Origin of the sequence: Anaerococcus sp. Marseille-P3625 (genome assembly GCF_900232825.1) — a bacterium.
GTDB lineage: Bacteria > Bacillota > Clostridia > Tissierellales > Peptoniphilaceae > Anaerococcus.
Genome location: NZ_OCTP01000010.1, coordinates 534,736 through 555,077, shown reverse-complemented (window position 1 = coordinate 555,077; position 20,342 = coordinate 534,736). Strand labels below are relative to the sequence as shown.

The 20,342-nt window shown below is 28.9% G+C and carries 19 protein-coding genes and 1 other RNA gene; 17 read left to right on the top strand and 3 right to left on the bottom strand.

Going from position 1 to position 20,342, the window contains the following annotated elements; translation table 11 throughout:
* Positions 1–4 precede the first annotated feature (4 nt).
* From CS884_RS04025 to CS884_RS04015, 3 genes are read left to right on the top strand one after another with little or no spacing between them, the layout of a single operon-like run.
* Positions 5–343, top strand: coding sequence for a YbaB/EbfC family nucleoid-associated protein (locus CS884_RS04025; protein ID WP_099320787.1), 339 nt, complete (start codon positions 5–7; stop codon positions 341–343).
* A complete protein-coding gene (recR, locus tag CS884_RS04020) occupies positions 343–948 on the top strand; it encodes a recombination mediator RecR (RefSeq protein ID WP_099320786.1) in 606 nt (201 codons plus the stop codon). Before CS884_RS04025 ends, recR begins: the two co-directional genes overlap by 1 nt.
* Complete coding sequence (locus CS884_RS04015) at positions 941–1,906, top strand: hypothetical protein (RefSeq protein ID WP_099320785.1); 966 nt, start codon at positions 941–943, stop codon at positions 1,904–1,906. Before recR ends, CS884_RS04015 begins: the two co-directional genes overlap by 8 nt.
* 269 nt (positions 1,907–2,175) lie before the next feature.
* On the opposite strand, the gene CS884_RS04010 is transcribed toward CS884_RS04015, so the two are convergent.
* Both CS884_RS04010 and CS884_RS04005 read right to left on the bottom strand, forming a co-directional pair.
* Positions 2,176–3,273, bottom strand: coding sequence for a tyrosine-type recombinase/integrase (locus CS884_RS04010; protein WP_099320784.1), 1,098 nt, complete (start codon positions 3,271–3,273; stop codon positions 2,176–2,178).
* Positions 3,274–3,275: 2 nt separating this feature from the next.
* Positions 3,276–3,752 (bottom strand): helix-turn-helix transcriptional regulator, encoded by a 477-nt coding sequence (locus tag CS884_RS04005; RefSeq protein ID WP_099320783.1) that lies wholly within the window; start codon positions 3,750–3,752, stop codon positions 3,276–3,278.
* A 129-nt stretch (positions 3,753–3,881) separates the two neighbouring features.
* Here CS884_RS04005 and CS884_RS04000 point away from each other — a divergent pair, with 129 nt between their 5' ends.
* The 8 genes from CS884_RS04000 (at position 3,882) to CS884_RS03965 (ending at position 9,982) form a co-directional block, all read left to right on the top strand.
* A complete protein-coding gene (locus CS884_RS04000) occupies positions 3,882–4,082 on the top strand; it encodes a helix-turn-helix transcriptional regulator (RefSeq protein ID WP_099320782.1) in 201 nt (66 codons plus the stop codon).
* Between the two features lie 12 nt (positions 4,083–4,094).
* A complete protein-coding gene (locus tag CS884_RS03995; protein ID WP_099320781.1) occupies positions 4,095–4,289 on the top strand; it encodes a transcriptional regulator in 195 nt (64 codons plus the stop codon).
* A gap of 10 nt (positions 4,290–4,299) precedes the next feature.
* On the top strand, positions 4,300–5,085 hold the full coding sequence (locus CS884_RS03990) for a helix-turn-helix domain-containing protein (RefSeq protein ID WP_099320780.1): 786 nt from the start codon (positions 4,300–4,302) through the stop codon (positions 5,083–5,085).
* A gap of 24 nt (positions 5,086–5,109) precedes the next feature.
* Positions 5,110–5,850, top strand: a complete 741-nt coding sequence (locus CS884_RS03985; protein ID WP_099320779.1) for an ATP-binding protein — start codon at positions 5,110–5,112, stop codon at positions 5,848–5,850.
* Between the two features lie 372 nt (positions 5,851–6,222).
* A complete protein-coding gene (locus CS884_RS03980; RefSeq protein ID WP_099320778.1) occupies positions 6,223–6,894 on the top strand; it encodes a hypothetical protein in 672 nt (223 codons plus the stop codon).
* Between the two features lies 1 nt (position 6,895).
* Positions 6,896–7,159 carry a hypothetical protein gene (locus CS884_RS03975; protein WP_099320777.1) on the top strand — a complete coding sequence of 88 codons (264 nt, stop codon included), beginning with the start codon at positions 6,896–6,898 and terminating at the stop codon, positions 7,157–7,159.
* 1,879 nt (positions 7,160–9,038) lie between these two features.
* On the top strand, positions 9,039–9,767 hold the full coding sequence (locus CS884_RS03970; RefSeq protein WP_099320776.1) for a sigma-70 family RNA polymerase sigma factor: 729 nt from the start codon (positions 9,039–9,041) through the stop codon (positions 9,765–9,767).
* 20 nt (positions 9,768–9,787) lie between these two features.
* Entirely contained in the window at positions 9,788–9,982 is a 195-nt protein-coding gene (locus CS884_RS03965; RefSeq protein WP_099320775.1) for a hypothetical protein, read from the top strand.
* A gap of 177 nt (positions 9,983–10,159) precedes the next feature.
* Here CS884_RS03965 and ssrA read toward each other — a convergent pair.
* Positions 10,160–10,512: a transfer-messenger RNA gene (gene ssrA, locus CS884_RS03960) on the bottom strand.
* Positions 10,513–10,660: 148 nt separating this feature from the next.
* Here ssrA and CS884_RS03955 point away from each other — a divergent pair.
* Genes CS884_RS03955 through CS884_RS03930 form a run of 6 tightly spaced genes read left to right on the top strand, consistent with a single transcriptional unit; the run spans position 10,661 to position 20,167 of the window.
* Entirely contained in the window at positions 10,661–11,794 is a 1,134-nt protein-coding gene (locus tag CS884_RS03955; protein ID WP_099320774.1) for a glucose-1-phosphate adenylyltransferase, read from the top strand.
* A 1-nt stretch (position 11,795) separates the two neighbouring features.
* Positions 11,796–12,920 (top strand): glucose-1-phosphate adenylyltransferase subunit GlgD, encoded by a 1,125-nt coding sequence (gene glgD / locus CS884_RS03950; protein ID WP_099320773.1) that lies wholly within the window; start codon positions 11,796–11,798, stop codon positions 12,918–12,920.
* Positions 12,920–14,350 (top strand): glycogen synthase GlgA, encoded by a 1,431-nt coding sequence (gene glgA, locus CS884_RS03945; protein WP_099320772.1) that lies wholly within the window; start codon positions 12,920–12,922, stop codon positions 14,348–14,350. Before glgD ends, glgA begins: the two co-directional genes overlap by 1 nt.
* Positions 14,331–16,616 carry a glycogen/starch/alpha-glucan phosphorylase gene (locus tag CS884_RS03940; RefSeq protein WP_099320771.1) on the top strand — a complete coding sequence of 762 codons (2,286 nt, stop codon included), beginning with the start codon at positions 14,331–14,333 and terminating at the stop codon, positions 16,614–16,616. Before glgA ends, CS884_RS03940 begins: the two co-directional genes overlap by 20 nt.
* Entirely contained in the window at positions 16,585–18,474 is a 1,890-nt protein-coding gene (gene pulA, locus CS884_RS03935) for a type I pullulanase (RefSeq protein WP_308216799.1), read from the top strand. Before CS884_RS03940 ends, pulA begins: the two co-directional genes overlap by 32 nt.
* A 1-nt stretch (position 18,475) precedes the next feature.
* The gene (locus CS884_RS03930) at positions 18,476–20,167 is read left to right on the top strand and encodes a phospho-sugar mutase (RefSeq protein ID WP_099320769.1); all 1,692 of its coding nucleotides are present in this window, start codon (positions 18,476–18,478) and stop codon (positions 20,165–20,167) included.
* Positions 20,168–20,342 lie beyond the last annotated feature (175 nt).

Below are 20,342 nucleotides of genomic sequence, written 5' to 3'. Positions count from 1 at the left end.
AATTATGGCAAGAGGCGGATTCCGTGGTGGTTCACCAAATATGAATAATATGATGAAACAAGTTAAGAAAATGCAAGAAGAGATGCAAAAGGCTCAACTTGAAATAGAAGAAACAGAATTTGAATCAACATCAGGTGGCGGAGTAGTATCTGCAAAAGTTAACGGCAAAAAAGAACTAGTTGCTCTTAAAATTGATCCTGATGTAATAGATCCTGAAGAAAGCGATATGCTTGAAGATTTAATAATAGCTGCAATAAACGATGCTATGAAAAAAGCTGACGAATTTAGCGGTCAAAAAATGGATAAATTAACAGGTGGAATAAACATACCTGGACTTATGTAATGGCTATATATCCAGAAAGTTTATCAAATTTAATAGAACAATTCCAAAAATTACCTACTATAGGCAAAAAATCTGCCCAAAGACTTGCAATGAGTATAGTTTTTCGCGATGAAAAAAGCGTAAAAGAATTTGCTGATGCTCTAATTGATGTTAAAGAAAAGATAAAATATTGTGAGATTTGTGGAAATATCACAGAAGATAATCTTTGCGATATCTGTAAGGACATAACAAGAAATGAAGATTGTTTGTGTGTAGTTGAAGATATTAACGACCTTATAGCTATTGAAAAATCTGGAGCCTTTCATGGCAAATACCATGTATTAGGTGGCTTAATATCTCCATCAGATGGAATTGGTCCAGAAGAATTAAACATAGATAAACTCTTAAAAAGAATCACTGATGAAAATATAAAAGAGATAATTCTTGCAATTTCTTCAACCATAGAAGGAGAAACAACAAGTATATTTTTATCAAATTTACTAGCTGAAAAAAATGTTAGACTATCAAAAATCGCCCAAGGCATACCAGTTGGTTCCAATCTTGAGTATTTTGATCAACTAACTTTAGAAAGAGCAATCGAGGATAGGAGAGAAGTTAATGATTAAATTTAAAAAAATAACTCTCATAATAATGTTTCTCTTAATATTTGTTTCATGCAAAAAAGAGAATTTAGAAAAAGAAAATATTGATGTTACTATTAATGTAGAAAAACCAAAAGAAAAGGAGACTGATTATAAAATTACATCCATGACTTTTGGTGGTGATCTATTAATAGATAATATCGAAAAAAGTGATGATTATAAAATAAATACCGATAAGGTCAATAATTATAGTAGTATTGAGCAAGGAAAATTTGATATAGGGATAATTCCTGCATATTTGGGACCATATTTTAATAATAAAACAAATCAAGCCTTTGAAATTGCTGCTATCACTCAAACAGGTGAACTATATATGCTTAGTGATACTGAAATTAGGGGACAAGAAGACTTAAAAGGCAAAAATGTATTTATTCCAGATCCAATTGGCAACATATCAAAAGTATTAGATAAAAAAATCGGTATATTTAACTTATTTTTGAGATTAAAAATAGAATATCATCCAGATATAAACGATATTGTAAGTAAAAGCAAATCATCAAATAATTTCGTGTCCTTATTGGTAGAGCCATATTATAGCAAAGCAAAAAAAGATAATTTATACAAAACAAATCTTAATACCTTACTACCAATTGGAAAAGGTGAATTACTAAGAGATATAATAATAGTAAATAAAAATTATCTTGTAAATAACAAAGAAAACTTTGACAAATTCTTAGACTTGTGCAAAAAATCAATAGAAAAGATCAATCAAGATCCAGAAATAAGCGATAGCTTATGTGAAAAATACAAAATGTCCAAAGAAGAGTTAAGCAAAGCAATTGATAAAATGGACTTTAGCTACATAGATAAAGATACAATGAAAGGAACTTATCAAGTATTTTTAGAAAGATTAAAACAAATCGATGAATCATTACTCGGAGAAATAAAACCTAGTGATAGCTTATATTATATCGATAAATAAAGGAACAATTAAAAAACAGGGTTAGTCCCTGTTTTTATTTTGCTTAAATTAAATTTTAACTATTATGTTGCCAAAAAGTTGCCAGTAAATTTTTAGATGTTAAGAATTCAATGCTCGTATGTATTTGGTGGAGATGATGGGAGTCTGTCGGGCATTGTTTTATTTTCTATAATGTTGAAATTTAGACATTTGTTTTTTTTAAATTGCTCCCAATTCCACCGTTTTTATGGGTTTTTTAATTTTTTAGTATCATTTTAGTATCAATTTCTTCATGCTTCACTGTTCATTATTTCGATTAGATTTGTTTCAGATGTTGGGTAAAAATGTGCATAAATATCTAATGTTGTTGAAGTGTCTTTGTGTCCTAGTCTCTTTGAAATTAATACTATATTTACGTTATGATTTATTAAAAAACTTGCGTGTGAGTGTCTTAGGTCATGCACTCTAATTCTTTTTATTAAATCTTTTTTTATTTCGTGGGTTTTGTTGTATTTTTCAATCTCTAAGTTGGTTTTGTTTCGTCCGTTTTTTATTCCATTTTCAATAAATCTCTTTTCCCAATTGAAAATATAATCATCATCATTGTGATTGTAACACTTGCTTTTATAGTATTTCATTAGTGCTATTGTTGTGTCTGGTAGGCTTATTTCTCTATTCTCATATGTTTTTGTTTGCGTGATTATGTTCTTGCCCTTAATTCTTTGTAGAGATCGGTTGACTAGTAGTGTCTTTTTATCAAAATTAATTTTTCTCCATGTAAGTGCTAATAATTCACCTTTACGTATTCCTGTCCAATATAAGAGATTTATGGCAGTTTTCGCCTTTAGGTCATCGATGTTGTTATATACACTTTGGTATTCTTCTAAAGTCCAAAATTGTTTTTCTTCTGGTATATAATTGGGATTCTTTGCTCTCTTTACTTGTCTAAATGGGTTTTTAGGTAGATTGTAGTAGTTTACGGCGTGGTTTAGTAGGGTGCTGAACTCTGTTCTTAAATTGGTTATATACCCGTCAGAATAGTTATTCTTGATTAGCTTATTTTGCCAATGTTTTAAGTCCTTGGGTGTGATTTCGTTTATTGGCTTATCTTTAAATGTTTCTAAAATCTTTTTATGTTTAGATGTTTTTGTTAATTGGCTTCTTGCCCTTAATTGTGGGTATTGGTCAAGTCTATATAAGTCGATGAAGCTAGATAATAGCATTGTCGGCAGTCCTTGACGTGCTAACAAATATTCACGTTCGTATTCTTGTGCTTTTTTCTTTGTGTCAAAGCCTCGTTTTAGTTTTTGTATGTTGTTTTCTTCTTCATCTTGACAGTAGAATTTACAGTACCATTTACCCGTTTTTTCGTCTTTGTATGCTGGCATGGTTATTCTTCATTTTTCTCTTTGCTATTATTATCATAATCATTTAGTGTATAATCGTCTATTTTGTAAATATCCTTTGTAAATTCTAAAACTTTATTTACGCCATCGGCATTCAGATATTCTAAGTATTCATTTATTTCATGAATTGCATAATGTATGTAATCGCTATAAAAATCATCATCTATATTGAATTTAAGAAGTAGGCTATCAATCTTTTCAGCTTGTTTTTTAAAAGCTTCATAATCTTCAGCCTTTACATAATCCTTGGTAAAATACGCTAATGGAGCATTGAAAAATTGAACATAGATATTTAGATTTTTATTGCTAATTAAATAATGACCATTCTCCCGGTTAGAAATCATTGATTTAGAAATACTTGTCCCGTAATTACGGTTGAATTCTTCTTTTAGTTTATCCATTGTAAGGTTATTTAATTCTCTAATATATTTTAGCTTTTTGCCAACTATTAGCTTATTCATAAAAATACCTCTCTCGAATTCAATTATAAACTAATGTTCCGTAAATGTAAATAAATTACTATAAAAGTATTGACAAACAGAACACAAATGATAAAATATTACCATAAACAGAACAAGATGGGAGGAAAAATGCAAATCAATTCATTAAAAATAAAAATGATAATGCTAGAAAAAGATTTGAATATTGGTGATTTGGCTGAACTAATGCAATCGTCAAGGCAATGGGTCGGTGCAATTTTAGACCGTGGACATGCTACATTGAACATGGTTAATAAAATTGCTAAAGCCTTGAATGTTGAACCTAAAGAGATTGTAAAACTTGATGAATAAGGGGGTGAAAAAATGTTACTAAATGTTAGGCAAGTTATGGAAATTTTAAATTGTAGTCAAAGTATGGCGTATAAGTCCATAAAGATCCTAAATAAAGAACTTGAAGAAGACGGCTTTTTAACTATGCAAGGGCGTGTACCTGCTGAATATTTAGCTAATAGATACAAGCTTGATGATGAAGATATTAAAAAGCAAGTGGTTAAATAGGGGGTGGTAATTGAATGATATTCAAGGAAACGTAAAAAAATCAAATAATCAACAGATCGATGAAGGTGGTGGATATTATCACAAAATACCTAATAAAGTTTTTTATGATACTGATTTAGCTGATAAGCAAAAGCTTATATATGCGGAGATATACCAATTGTCTTACAAAGACGGCTACTGTTATGCTAGCAATGGTTATATTGCTTCAAAGCTAAATGTTACGCCTTTAACTGTTTCAAGAGCTATTACAAAGCTATCAGATAAAGGCTACATAACTAAGCAATCAGTCAAAAAAGAAGCGACTAATCTATACACTAGAAAATTATTTATAAATTATTTACCCTTATCACAAGAGATAAAGGGGGTAGCTTCTAAAGATGAGGGGGTTATCTCTAGAGATAAGGGGGCTTATCTTTTGAATGACAATGGGGTTATCTCTAGAGATAAACAGAATAAGATAAGTAAATATATAAATAATATATATGATCATGATAGATCTATAAAGACGATTAAAGATAAATGGAATAGCATTGATGAATTAAATTCAATCGAAGCTATAACCGACAAAAGATATCAAGACGTTAGCTATTTAATAAAAACTTATGGTTTAGAAAAAATATTACAAGCTATCGACAATATCAAAAATAGTCAATATTTACTTGGTAAGTTGAATAGTCCACCCGTTAAATTTGATTGGTTTTTAATTGCTGATAATTTTGTAAAGGTGCTAGAAAATTATTATAAAAATCGTGAAGATGGGACAGATTCAACGTTAGCTAATAATTATTCTTGGTAAATAATAAAAAAATAAGGAGAATTTATGAATATTAATAATATGTTAAATGATTATGAAGAAATGGGAAAAAAGAATGGTAATAATGGCAATTCCGCCGAAGAATTGAGAAAACAAAAAGAAGAAGAACTACAAAAAAAAATAGACGAAGCTTGTAGGCAAAAAGACAAGAAAGCTGAATATGAAGCCTTTAAGAGAATGCCACTAAATACCATGGATATGACGTTAAATGACATTAAAAATACTTGGAGCGTTGAAGAGAGCAAGCAAGTAGATAAGGCGATAAAATTTGTCTATGACTTTAATAAACTTGATACTGGATTGTACTTATATAGCAAGCAATCGGGTACGGGTAAAACTACACTAGCTTCTGCTATTGCAAGAGCAGTATTTAAACATCAATCAGTACCAATATTTTACGGTAGTGAAGAATATATATTGTCAAAAATTAGGGAAACTTATCAAGAAAATTCAAGCATAAGCGAAGACGATTATATTAAAAAAATAGCAAAAAACAAGTTAGTTGTTATTGACGAATTAGGTCAAAATGTTTCAGATTGGTCAATAAAAACACTCAAAAGGCTACTAGATGAGATGATGAATTATAATTCTATCTTAGTCGTTACCTCAAATTATGGGTTAAATGACTTAGCTATTAGATTATTGAATAATCAATCAAACAATGAAAATAGAACTGTTACACAATTATTAGATAGACTTAAAGGAATGACCGAACCTGTAAAATTTGGTGATAAAAGTTTCAGATAAAAAATACCTCATTGCTAAAACAACAATGAGGTAGGCAAAAAGAAATATTTAATAAAAATAAGAGTTGGGCAAATCTTATCAATATCAGTATATCAGAATAGGGCAAATTGTCAAAATTTGATAGGTAGATTAAATCAAAAATAAAAAAAGGTGTATTTATATGCTTATGGTCATAAAATCTCTTAAAACTAAAAATATGACGTTTAGAGATGATATAGTTATAAATCTTAGATACACAAATAATTTTATAGATCTATACGGCTTTTAAATTAAAAATAATCGGTTGATGGGGTAGTTAGTACCGACCTCATCGCCGATATTAAAAACAAGAGATTTTAAAATATTTAATTTAAAAAATAAGTGAGGGAGTAAATGAATAAAAACGAATATTTAAAACAAGAAAAAACACAATTAGAGCAATCAAAAGAGCGTATTGTTGACAATATAGGAGTTGACTATATGGCTGGTTACAGAGATGGTTACGACCTAGCATATAGCAACATTATAGGCTATCTTAAATGCTTAGATTTCATGGTTGAAGTTGCTAAAGCGACTAGAGAAGCTTACGAATTATTAAATACAACAGATTTAATTAGTACTAATATGAGTACCGTGAATAAAGAATCTCTAAATTTACACGATTTGAAGATTTATAATAATAATGTTTTTGATTTAAAGGCAACGAATTTAAAATTAATGCAAAACCTAGACAGATTAGGCAAAATTGGGGCATCGCTCGAATACCTAAACGGTACTAGAGAGTTAGACAATTCTATAAATTTCAATGTATCAATTAATGAAGTGGCTGATATGATAAAACAGTATAAATATACAGATGATGAGATTGACGTTATTCTAAAATGCATTAAATCAGAAGCCGACTACTACATTGAATTAGGTAAAGAAATAGCTGAGGAATTAGACGCTAACGTAAATGACGATTACTATAAAATTGATAAAACACAAAGACAAAAATTTATTGAAAAGCAATTGTTAACATTGTATAAAAATAGAAATAATCTGCATAATTGCATAGGAGCATAATATGACAAATAAAGAATTAAGCGATATGACTCTTAAATTACAAAATTGTATGTATGACCTAAATCAAAGTATTAAATTATTAACTTACAAAGTAATACCAGTAGATAGAGAGATATACGGCGACGAAGATTATTGTTTCCCTTTACTATCTCTTATTGGAAAACAAGGCGACTATGTGCTTGGTTTAATCAATGAATTAAATAATATTGTTGAACAAGATAGCATAAAAGAGATAAAGAATAAAACAGATTTAACAGATCGATGATATATGGGGGGGTGCATTTTGTACCTCCTTTATTGATTGCTGATGTTTAGATAATAAATACCATAAGAGATTATAATTTTTTATAATTGAGTCCCTAAAACGGGGCAACGTCAAATTGCCACAAATGTAACACCCTAAAAAGGCTATGGCGACATTCACGATACCATAAAAAGGGAATAGGTAAAATGCTGAACTAGCTTTATGATACTGTCCATAGTATAGACGGCGTCATTAATACTGACGCTATAAAAAATAATACAAAACTAATACAAAACTAACACAAAAAGCTATGATGTTAAAAATCTATCAAAATTATTGTAATTTTATTTTGCTTATATTATGTATATATTATGTATATAAATTTGTAAATTTTTCCTGGAGAATCCTAGTGTAAAAGCCTATGATGTTAAAAATATAACGGTATTACTTACGCCACTAAGATTATGTAAATTGTTAGAAAAAGATAGTGTAAAAGCTTGTGTTGATAAAAAGTTAACAGAATAAGAAAATTATCAGAGATTTTTGAGAAAAAAAGGTCTGAAACCGTTGAAAACAATCCATTAGATGAAAAACCACTAGTGGTAAATAATACTGACTTTTTACTGACTTTTTACTAACTTTTAGCTAACTTTTTATTAGCTGATTTTAATTAATGGCATAGTCAAGTTATGCAAATTATTTACGACCTAATTACTAATTAGGGCGTTGATTACAATGTATTATGGGGTCATTAGTAATGAGGTCATCGATTATAAAATAAAACGGGATCATTAGTGATGAGGTAGGAGGTCATTACTATGGACACCCTTTAAAATAGTGCTAAGGTTTACCCTAATGTAAATACGTCTTTACATTTGAAATCACTCTATAAAATGGTGCTGATGTACCAAATTGCAACATTAGCATTTTTATTATTGCATAAAATAATATGGCTCATTGTTAAGGTTTGTTAAGGTTTGCTAAGGTTTCGATTTTTAAGAGATTGTAAGCCGATATAAATATATTTGAATATAAATATAAGTGACTAAATGTACATAAAATAAAATTAGTGGTATTTTGAAAATTATTAAAAGGTGGTATAATATTTGTGAGTAAAGAAATACAGATTCATGTAAATCACAAAAAAAGCAAGGCGACCGACCTTGCTTTTCTATTTAATGGGCTAGTTATCACGTTTGCAGTGTTCGTCTAACCACTTGTTAATGTAATGAGTAGTTACACCAACCATGACAGACACCAAAAAGAAATACAGTGAGTCCATGCAAATCACCTCCTAACTGTTATCAGTATAGGCGTGATAACAAAATAATTATATCAAATATAATCAAATCAATAAATATCTTGTATTGCAAAAAAATAAGAATAATAATAATATATTAGCGTATTCTCATAAAAAAATTATTTTATGTAAAAGGCACGTTACGGCGTGCTTTTTATTTTTCTTAAAAATCTCTTATGGTATCAAAATATTTAATAATCATCATCAATCAAAAAGTTAAAAAACTGAAAAAATTTAAGATAAAAACATAAATTTAATTTATAATGGCAAATTAGCAAATAATTTTATTAAATAATATTAAATTGGCTCAAGTATTCATAGGTAGATTGCACGATATCAATTATAGGCATATAAATATATGGCTAATAAAATAAAATCGCTTAAATCGAAGAATAGAGCGTTAAGGCTTTTCAAAAGATTTCAGAAGAGTTATAATTATGAATAATATACAGAAATTACAAATGGCTAAACTTAAACATTTATTAAAAAATATTTTTTAAATAATTACACAAAATTTATATTTTGTGCAATAATTTCTACTGATTGGAAAATATTATACAATTATACAAAATCTATACATACATATAAAAAGGCTTGATTATGACTGATACTGAATTATTTTTAGATTATCAAAATAATAGAAATATTGAACTAAGGAATAAGATTGCATTAAATAACTTTGGCTTAATACCGTTAGTCATTAAAAAGATTTATATAAAAGATTATCACGATTATGAAGAATTACAACAAGAATGTTTTTATTGGCTTTTAAAGGCAGTCGAAACATTTAACCCTACATTAGGCTTTAAGTTTTCAACTTATGCTTATAGTCAGATTCTACAAGCTTCAAGGCATAGGCTAGACTACAACAAAGATGTTTCACTTGATACGCCTTTAACTGATTCTGAAGATTCTGAAAATATTTCATTGATCGATACTATCGAAGACGAAAATATAAACATTGAAGAAACAACAGAATATAATCATATTTCTGATAGGTTGAGGGTTCTCCTAAATGATAAGGAATACACAATTCTAAAAATGCATTTTAGATACGGTTATAATTTTGCTGAAATTGCTGATAAAACAAACATAAGCATAAATGTAATTTATGACATAAAAAGGCGTGCTATAAACAAGATTTATACTGACCCTTATTTTTTAGATTATAGACGTGAGATGATGAGGGAAAAAGAAATCTCTTACATTGGCGCTTATGATTATACACAACCTAGAGTACAAACATCAGAAATAAATTCACCAGTATGGCGAACGTTGTTACAACTAGAAAAAGCAGACAACGACATTTATAGAAAAGCTTTTAGATAAATTCAATAAGGAGGTAGTAGATGAATAAAAGCGATTTAAACAAGGTTATTAAAGGCATACTAAGTCAATCGAATGAAGAAGATATTAGGTTATTGCTTGAAGTAATGCAAGCTTACAAGATAAATACGATTGATGAAGCAGTAAAGAAGTTATATAAAATTAATAATTACGGTGATTATTTAGAAATGCTTTTAGAAAATGGGGGTCTATTATAGACTCTTATTTTTTTGTAAAATTAATAATTATTAGATTTTCAAGTATTTTTATACATAAGAGATTTTTTTAAAAAGGGAGAAAAAAATAAAGATTTCAAACGATAAAAAAATATTTATAGTATCATTTTAGTATCAGTAAATTTTTAGATGTTGAAATATCAACGTTTAGAAGGCATTTGGTGGAGATGATGGGAGTTGAACCCATGTCCGTGGAAGCTTCCTTTTTAATATCTACAAGTTTAGTAAGTTTAGAAATTTCGCATAAGAATCATTAAACTTACAAATAATTTTTATGCTAGCTTCATCATTGAACTTTTAGTTCAAAGCTTTACTAAAAGTTGTGTCGCTAAAATATGAAACAAATTATAAACTTGCGACGAGTTTATAATTTATTGCCGCCAGTTCTTAGGCAGCTAGTGCGAAGTTTGCTTCGCTATTATTGTTTGCGTTTATATTTAATGGCTGATTTACGATCAGTAAACGACTTGCAATTAAAAATTTTTCGACCACGTCGAAACCTTGGCATCCCCAAGTATTGTAAATTATACTTTCCAAATTGAATATTGTCAAAAATGATAAAATTTTGTAAAATATAAGATAAGAAAAGGTTTTTATGCACTTAATATTTAATAATGGGTATTAATACATTAAGAAGTTTTATTATTAACAGGAGGACTTATGAGAAATTCAAACAAAACGGCTGCCATGCTTTTAGCTGGTGGTCAAGGTTCCAGACTTAAAGCTTTAACTAAAGATATGGCAAAGCCTGTTGTTCCTTTTGGAGGAAAATACAGAATTATTGATTTTGCTTTGAGTAATTCAACAAACTCAGAGATAAAAGATATAGGAGTTTTAACTCAATACAAGCCACAACTACTAAATAGACACTTAGGAATTGGTTCTGCTTGGGATTATGACAGAAACCACGGTGGTCTAAGAATTCTTTCACCTTATTATACAGAAGAAGGTGGTAAGTGGTTTGAGGGAACTGCCAGTGCTATTTTTGAAAATATTAATTACCTAGACCAAGTTAATCCTGAATACGTTTTAATTTTATCTGGAGATCATATCTACAAGATGGATTATAGAGAATTATTAGATGTACATAAGTCAAAGGGTGCTAGTGCAACAATTGCTGTTATGGAAGTTGAATGGGAAGAAGCTAGTAGATTTGGAATTATGAATACTGACGAAGAGGGTAGAATTACAGAATTTGAAGAAAAACCAGCAAATCCTAAGTCAAATCTCGCTTCAATGGGAATTTATGTATTTAATTGGAAAGTTTTAAGGAAAGCTTTAATTGAAGATGATAAGGATAAAAATTCTACAAATGACTTTGGCCATGATATTATCCCAAAAATGTTAGCTAGCGGCGCTCCCCTTTATGTTTATAAATTTGATGGATACTGGAAAGATGTTGGAACTGTAAGAAGCTATTGGCAGGCAAATTTAGATTTAATAGATCCAAACAATGAGTTGGATATTTACGATGAAGATTGGAAAATTTATACGACTAGTCTTAATTTGCCACCACATAGAATTGGTCCAAAAGCTGAACTTAAAGATGCTTTAGTTAATGAAGCTTGTGTTATCGATGGGAAAGTTGATAATTCAGTTTTATTTTCTAATGTAAAAATAGAAGAAGGTGCAGAAGTCTATAATTCAGTGCTTTTATATGGATCTCATGTTAAAGCAGGGGTAAAAATTTACAATTGCGTAGTTGCTGAAGATGTAGAAATTAATGAAAATATTGGATGTGAAAATTCCAAGAGCGTCTATTTGGTTAGCAATGAAGGTATAGAGGAGGAATAGGATGGATAGTGTATTAGCTTTAGTTTATAGTTCTGAATTCAACCCAGCTAATTATGGTGAATTATGTAAGGTTAGACCAGATTATATGTTGCCTTTTGGTGGAAGATATAGAATCATTGATTTCACCTTATCAAATCTTACTAATTATGATATTACAAATGTAATTTTGTTTGCTGGCAAAAAAATGAGGTCAACCCTTGACCATATAGGAAATGGCAAAAGTTGGGAATTAAACAGAAGACATGGGGGACTAACAATAAATCCACCAAATTATGATATAAAAGATCCATCTGAGGTAAGTAAATATTTTGAATCTTTACCTGCTTATGAACAAAGTAACGCAGAGTTTGTTTTTATTACAAATCCAATGTATATTACCAAGGTGGATATTGGCGATGCAAAAGAAAGAATGAAATCAAATGATACAGATGTCTTGATCTTTACTCAAAAAACTAGAGATGACAATGGATTCTTATTAAACAGAAGAATTATCAATTCTGATGAGAATAATAAGCCACTAAATACTGGGATAAACCTCGGATTAAGTGATGAATTTGATTTATTTGCTGGATCAATTCTAATCAAAAGAGAAGTGTTTATTAAGGTATTAAGATATGCTGTAGAAATGAATAATATAGATTCTTTGCTTTCAGCTATATTTAAGTATCCTTCAAATTTAAGTAAAGATTTTTATAGAATTGACAAGCAATTACAAATTATAATGGATACTTACTCATTTTTTGATGCTAATATAAAATTATTGGATAGAGAATATTTTGATAATATTTTCTACAAAGACGGCTTAGTTTATACAAAATCTAAAGACGAGCCTTCAACTTCTTATACAAAAGATTCTTTAGTAAAAAATTCTTTGGTTGCAAATGGATCAATTATCGAAGGAGAGGTAGAAAATTCAATAATCTTTAGAGGTGTAAATATCAAAAAGGATGCAGTTGTAAAAAATTCTATAATTTTTCAAGATAGCGTAATTGGTGAGGATGCAATTTTGAACTTTACTATATGCGATAAAGGAACAGAAATTGGAAATAATATGAAATTATTTGGAAATAGATCACATCCTTTTGTAAGTAATAAAAATGAAAAATTAAACAAGAGGAGTTACTAATGAAAGTTCTTTATCTTACAAGCGAGGCTGTACCTTTTATAAAAACTGGTGGTCTTGCCGATGTTGCAGGATCCTTGCCTAAAGAGCTTAAGAATCTTGGCGTTGATATAAGAGTTGTTCTTCCAATGTATGAAACTATTGATGAGAAATATAAATCAATGATGGAAAAAGTAACTGAATTTTATGTAGATCTTGATTGGAAACATCAATATGCTGGTATTTATCAATTGGATTTAGATGGAGTAAGCTACTATTTTATAGATAATAAAGAGTATTTTTCAAGATCTTATCCTTATGGATTTGGAGATGATGCTGAAAGATTTATTTATTTTTCAAAAGCTTGTACACTTTTGCCAAAAGAGATTAATTTTAAACCAGATATAATCCATTCTAATGATTGGCATACTGCTATGGTAAATGTTTTTGTCAATGATTTTAGACATGGTGATTCTTATTACGATGATATTAGGACCTTATTTACCATTCATAATCTTAAATATCAAGGCGTATTTGACCCTGATGTGATGAGACTTGCTGGTCTTGACGGTGGATATTTCAATGAAAATGACCTAAAATACTACGATGCAATAAACTTTATGAAAGGTGGTATAATTCACGCCACTGCAGTAAATACAGTATCAGAAAATTATGCTAGAGAAATTCATTATCCTTTTTATGGTGAAGGTCTAGATGGAGTAATTAGACAATATGATTACAAACTATCTGGTATTATCAATGGTATTGATTATAAACATTGGAATCCAAAGACTGATAAGCTTATAGATTATAATTATGATATCAAAACTATAAAAAATAAAAATAAAAATAAATTAGCCTTACAAAAATTATATGATCTTCCTCAAAGAGAAGATGTGCCTATGATTGGGCTTGTATCTAGGCTAAATGAAATGAAAGGAATGGATCTTATTAGATATATATTAGATGAACTTTTATCTGAGGATATACAATTTGTCGTTTTAGGTACTGGAGAATATACTTACGAGGAAATGTTTAAATATTTTGCTTGGAAATATCCAGAAAAAATGGCAGCAAGAATATATTTTAATTCAAAAGAAAGCAATAAAATATATGCAGCAAGTGATTTTTATCTAATGCCTTCTATATCTGAACCTTGTGGAATAAGTCAACTTATAGCCATGAGATATGGTTCGCTACCTATAGTGCGTGAAGCAGGTGGACTAAAAGACACGGTTATTCCTTACAATGAATACACCGGTGAGGGAACTGGTTATTCTTTTTCAAATATTAATGCTCATGAACTATTGTTTGCAATAAAAAATGCTATTAGTATCTACAAAAACAATCCTAAGGCTCATAAAGAATTAGTTAAAAATGCTATGAAAATTGATTTGGATTGGCAAATTTCTGCAGAAAAGTACTTGGATTTGTATGAGAAAACAAAAGCTTAATATAAGCAAAGATTTGATTATAGAAAGAATACAAAATTATTTGTATTCTTTTTACGCTAAGGATCTTTCTTTTGCAAGGGAAAAAGAAGTTTATGATTCTTTGTGCAGATTTGTAATGGAAATTGTCGGTAAAACTTGGGTGGAAAGCAAAAAAATTAAGGAAGGCTATGAAGTTTATATCTTAAGTTTTGAGTATTTGCCAGGTGGATTTTTAAAAAACATTTCCCAAAAACTAGAAATTGAAGATCAAATAAAAGCTGCCTTAAATGAGATTGGTTTTGATTATGATCATATTTTAAATTTTGACAAAGATCCAGCTTTAGGAATTGGAGATATGGGCATGGGAAGCTCTTATTTGATAGATGCGCTTACCAATGCAAAAATAAAAGCAACTGCTTATGCTCTAAGATATGAGTCAGGAGATTTTAAACAATCAATCGAAAATGGTGTACAATTAGCTAAGTCTGATTCATGGCTTAAAGATGGATCAAATTTTGAACATCAGAAATCTTTTACAAATATTATTGATATATACGATAAGAAAGATCAAGTGAAAACTTTTGATATGCCAATAGTTTCAGATGATGGAAGTTTTGTAAATACCTTAAGATTATTTAAATCTGATCCAATTTCCGATGTAGATATAATAGATTTCACTAGAGGAGATCTTATAAAAGCATATGAAAATTATATAAACAGTTCTTCTCTTACGAAATTTTTGTATGTAGATGATTCTACCTATGATGGAAAGATTTTAAGACTAAAACAAGAATATTTTTTTGCAGCAGCATCTATGAGAGATTTTGTAAGAAGATATATCTTGTATTACAAAGATATTAGAAATATAAACAAGCAAACTAATGTAGTTATAAATGATATACATCCGAGCTTAGCTTTAGTTGAATTTATCCGAATACTAAAAAGCCAATATGATTTTTCGATTAAGGAAGCTTTAGCATACACAAGAGAAATATTTTATCATTTGGTTTTTTCTATTACTGATGATTCTTTAGAAAAATATCCTGTAGATGAAATTAGAAAAATGAATCAAGACTTATTTAATACTATAGTTGAAATTCAGGCAGAATTAATAAAAGATGAAAACTACCTGCCATTAATCGAAGATTCTTTTGTAGTTTTTAAAAATATTAATAAATCATTATCAAAAGAATACATTTTTCTTTCAAAAACACTTTACGAGGATAGAAAAGCAAACGATAATACAAGCTTTATAAATATGGGAACAGACACTTTTACTTATGTGAAAAGTGCTAATTCCAAACTTTATAGTTTATTAAAAGATTATAAGATTTATGATATAAATAAAGATAAGGATAAGTTAAATTCTTTAATAAATAACAAAAGATTTTCTGCTGATCTTGAAGAAATTAAATTTGAAAATAAAGAAAAGCTTATAAAGAAATTGGAAAAAGAAAAAGATATCAATCCATACTCAATATTTGATATGCAACTATCAATTATGCATGAGGGTAAAAGGCAAATATTAAACGCCCTAGCCATAGCTTATGAATTTTTCTATTTAAGAGATAATTCCAATACTTATTATATACCTAAGACTTATATTTTTTCTGGCAAAGCCAATGAGGGATATTATGTGGCCAAAGAAGCTATAAAACTAATAATGGCACTAAAAAAACTTGTTGAATCAGATAAAATAATTAGGGAAAAAATAAAAATAATTTTTGTAGAAAACTTAAATGTAAGTCTACAAAAATTTCTCTACCCTGCTTGCGATATTTATTCAAATTTGACCAATCCATTACTAGATAATATGAATTTTGATATTCTTAATTCAGCAATAAATATGTCTAATATAATTTCCACAAGAGGTGGGATTATAAATAATTTACCAACTGAGAATTCATTTTATCTACTAGGTGAAAGCTTTGAAGATTACAAAAAAATGAAAAATAATAAGACATATATGGCTTATGATGTATTAAAAAATGATGATATGGTTACTTATACGACAAATAATTTGATTAATGAATCCTATCAAAATTTTCCTTATAATTTCAAAGCTTTATTGGATGAAATTTTGCTATATAATGACTCATTTAATGTTTTATTAAATTTATCAGAGTTAATTAATTTACGTAAAAATATTTCTTTGGATTATTTGGATATAAATAAATGGACTAGTAATGAGATAAAAAATTTGATGTGGTCTAGTGAATTTAGCGTAGATGATATTTTGCAAAGGAAAAAAAATTTTGTTAACGAAAATAGAAGAAATAAAATATGATGATATAAAAGATATAAATTTTGGGGCAATTTATGATAAATCTAAAACAATATTTAGAGTTTTTGCTCCAGATCCTAAAAAAATAGAATTAAAAATAGGTAAAAATTACAATAACCCTAGAAACAAAAAATTTCCTATGAAGAAAAATAATCTGGGGATTTTTGAAGTGACTTTAAATGGCGATTACCATGGATATTTTTATTCATATATTATCGATGATATCTATGAAGTTACAGATCCTTATTCCTACGCATCATCTATTAATAGTATGTATTCTGTTGTTTGTGATTTGAGAAAAACAGATCCAAAAGGTTTTAGAAATTCTAAAGTTCCCAAAATACAAATTGACGATGCGATAATTTATGAAATGAACGTAAAAAATTATACTGCTGATAAATCAAGCAACGTAAACAATGCTGGAAAATATCTTGGACTTTGTGAAAAAAATAGAAAATATCACGGTTTTTCCACAGGAATTGACAATATAATCGATTTAGGTATTACTCATGTCCAATTGCTACCGATTTTTGACTTCTTTAGTGTAGATGAAGTCTCTGATAAGTTTTTTGATGATGATAACTATAATTGGGGTTACGATCCAGAATTATATTTTGTCCCAGAAGGTTCATATTCTACAGATCCCAAAGATCCCTTAAATAGAATTTACGAATTAAAAAAGATGATAGAATGTTTTCATCAAAATAACATTGCTGTTGTTATGGATGTTGTTTTTAACCATACTTTCAAATCCTATGATTCAAATCTCTATAGCTTATGTAAATATTATTATAGGTTAAATGAAGATGAAACATTTTCAAATGGATCTGGAGTTGGAAACGAACTTGCAAGTGAGAGAGCCTTCGTAAGAAAATTAATAATTGATTGCCTAAAATTTTGGGTAAGCGAATATAAAATAGATGGCTTTCGCTTTGATTTGATGGGCCTAATTGATATAGACACAATGAAAATTGCAGTAAAAGAGTTAAGGAAAATAAATCCAAATATAATAATTTATGGCGAGCCTTGGTTTGCTTTATCTACTACTTTAGCTTCTGAAAAATTAAGCATAAAAGGTAGGCAAAGATCTCAAGGATTTGGAGTTTTTAATGATATATTTAGAGATGCAATAAAGGGAGATACCGAATCATTTGCCATAGGTTATATTCAAGGAGATTTTAAATTAAAAGCTCTTGTAGAAGAAGGAATTAGAGGGTCAACTTCAATTAATAGTTCTATAGGATTTGCAGATAAGGCAAATGAATCGATTAATTATCTAAACTGTCATGATAATTTGATCTTGTATGATAAATTACAAATTTCCTTATCAAATCTTGATAAAATTGACGATTATGTCAAACTTAGTATGGGAATAATAATGCTTTCTTATGGAATTCCTTTCTTATATGAAGGTAATGAATTTAATCATTCTAAAAAAAATGACAGAAATTCCTACAATTCGCCTTTATTTGTAAATGCAATTAATTGGGCAGACAAAGAAACTAATTATGGAATTTTTACCTATACAAAAGATCTAATTACTTTAAGGAAAAGCCTTGGAATATTTTCCAATACAAGTAGAGAAAATATAAAGAAAAATTTAGAATTTATGCAAACAGAAAATGATTCTACGATAATCTACAAAATTTCTGGGCAAGAATGTTTGTTTCTAATAATAATAAATTCCGAGAACCAAATAGAGAATATTAAGAAAGTAGACTTGGAAAAATTCCTTGGCAAAAATATTTACAATATTGAAAAGATTTTTTCTAAAGAGGGTAAAAATACTTATAAGATAGAAATTAATGATACTTTAACAGTTGATGAATTATCAGTAAACGTATATAAAATTGGAGGTTAATATGGATTACAGGAAAAATTTTGAGAGTTGGTACAACAACGACAAATTTGATGAAGAAACAAAAAGAGAATTAGAAGAAATTAAAGATGATGATAAGGAAATTAAAGATAGATTTTATAGCTCTTTAGAATTTGGAACAGCAGGCTTGCGTGGTAAACTTGGAGCAGGAACTAATAGAATGAACGAATATATGGTTGCTCAAGCAACCCAGGGTTTTGCAGATACCATTTCTGAAGGTGGAGAAGAAGCCAAAAAAGCAGGTGTTGCAATTGCCTATGATGTTCGTCACAAATCAAAAGAATTTGCAAAAATAACTGCTGAAGTATTTGCTGCAAATGGCATTAAAGTTTATATTCACAAAGATATAGAGCCAACACCAGTTTTATCCTATACAGTTAGACATCTAAAAACTTCCGCTGGAGTTATGGTAACAGCAAGTCATAATCCAAGAGAATATAATGGCTATAAGGCTTACAATTCAGAAGGAAGTCAAATATTAGATGAAACTGCAAATAAAATCTTAAAGCACATATCAGAACATCAAGACTTTTTTGCAATCCCAAGAATCGATTTCGAAGAGGGATTAAAAGAAGGAATTATTGAATATGTCGATGATCAATTGATAGAAGATTATGTAAAAGAAGTTTTAGCTTGCACTATAAATGAGGATATAGATAAGGATATTAAAATTGTCTACACTCCACTTAACGGATGTGGCAACAAACTTGTAAGACGAATATTGGATGAACGTGGATTTAAAAATATATACATTGTAAAAGAGCAAGAAAATCCTGACCCAGATTTTACAACAGTTGGTTATCCAAATCCAGAAATGCCAGCAGCATTTGAATATTCAGAAAAATTAGGCAAGGAAGTAGGAGCAGACTTATTACTTGCAACAGATCCTGATTCTGATAGATGTGCTGTAGAAATTAAAGATGATAAGGGAGAATATGTATTCTTATCTGGAAATAAAATTGGATCTTTATTAACAAACTATATTCTAGAAGCTCTAGAAAAGAATAATGAACTTCCAGAAAATGGTGCAGTAGTAAAATCATTAGTTTCAACAGATTTGATAAAACCAATAGCCGCAAAATACAATGTAAAAACTTATGATGTTCTAACGGGTTTTAAAAATGTTTATGAAATTGCCAATAAATTAGAAAAAGACAATTCTGGCAAATTTATCTTTGGTTTTGAGGAATCTATCGGCTATAACTACAAAGACTTTGTAAGAGATAAAGACGCAGTAAACTCTGCAATGATGATAGCTGAAATGGCAGGATATTACAAAAAAATGGGTAAAAGCATGCTAGATGTTCTTGAAGAAATATATAAAGAACATGGATTTTATGCAAATGATGTAATTTCTATAACCTTAACTGGAATAGACGGACAAGAACGTATAGGTCGTATTATGGAAAGCGTTCGTCAAAATCCAATAAAAGATCTTGCAGGACTTAAAACAGACCATATAATTGATTACAAAAATGACGATACTGGTTTGGCAAAATCAAATGTATTAAAATACTTTTTTAAAGATAACTCATGGCTTGCTTTAAGACCATCAGGCACAGAGCCGAAAATTAAAGTTTATGTAAATGCCATAGATAAAGATGAAAAGTCTTCAACCGAGAAAAAGGATCTATTGATAAAAGAAATGAATGATATCATCGATTCTATTGAATAGAGTTTATTTAGACCTTTAAAATTAATAATATTAAATCATTAGAATCTAGTCTAATATTTTGGATTAGATTCTTTTTTTCTTGTAAGATGATTGGTATATATGTGTAAAAGCTTGTTATTACATAAAATATGGTGTTTTCAAATACTTTTTATGTGGTAAAATATAAGAACAAAAG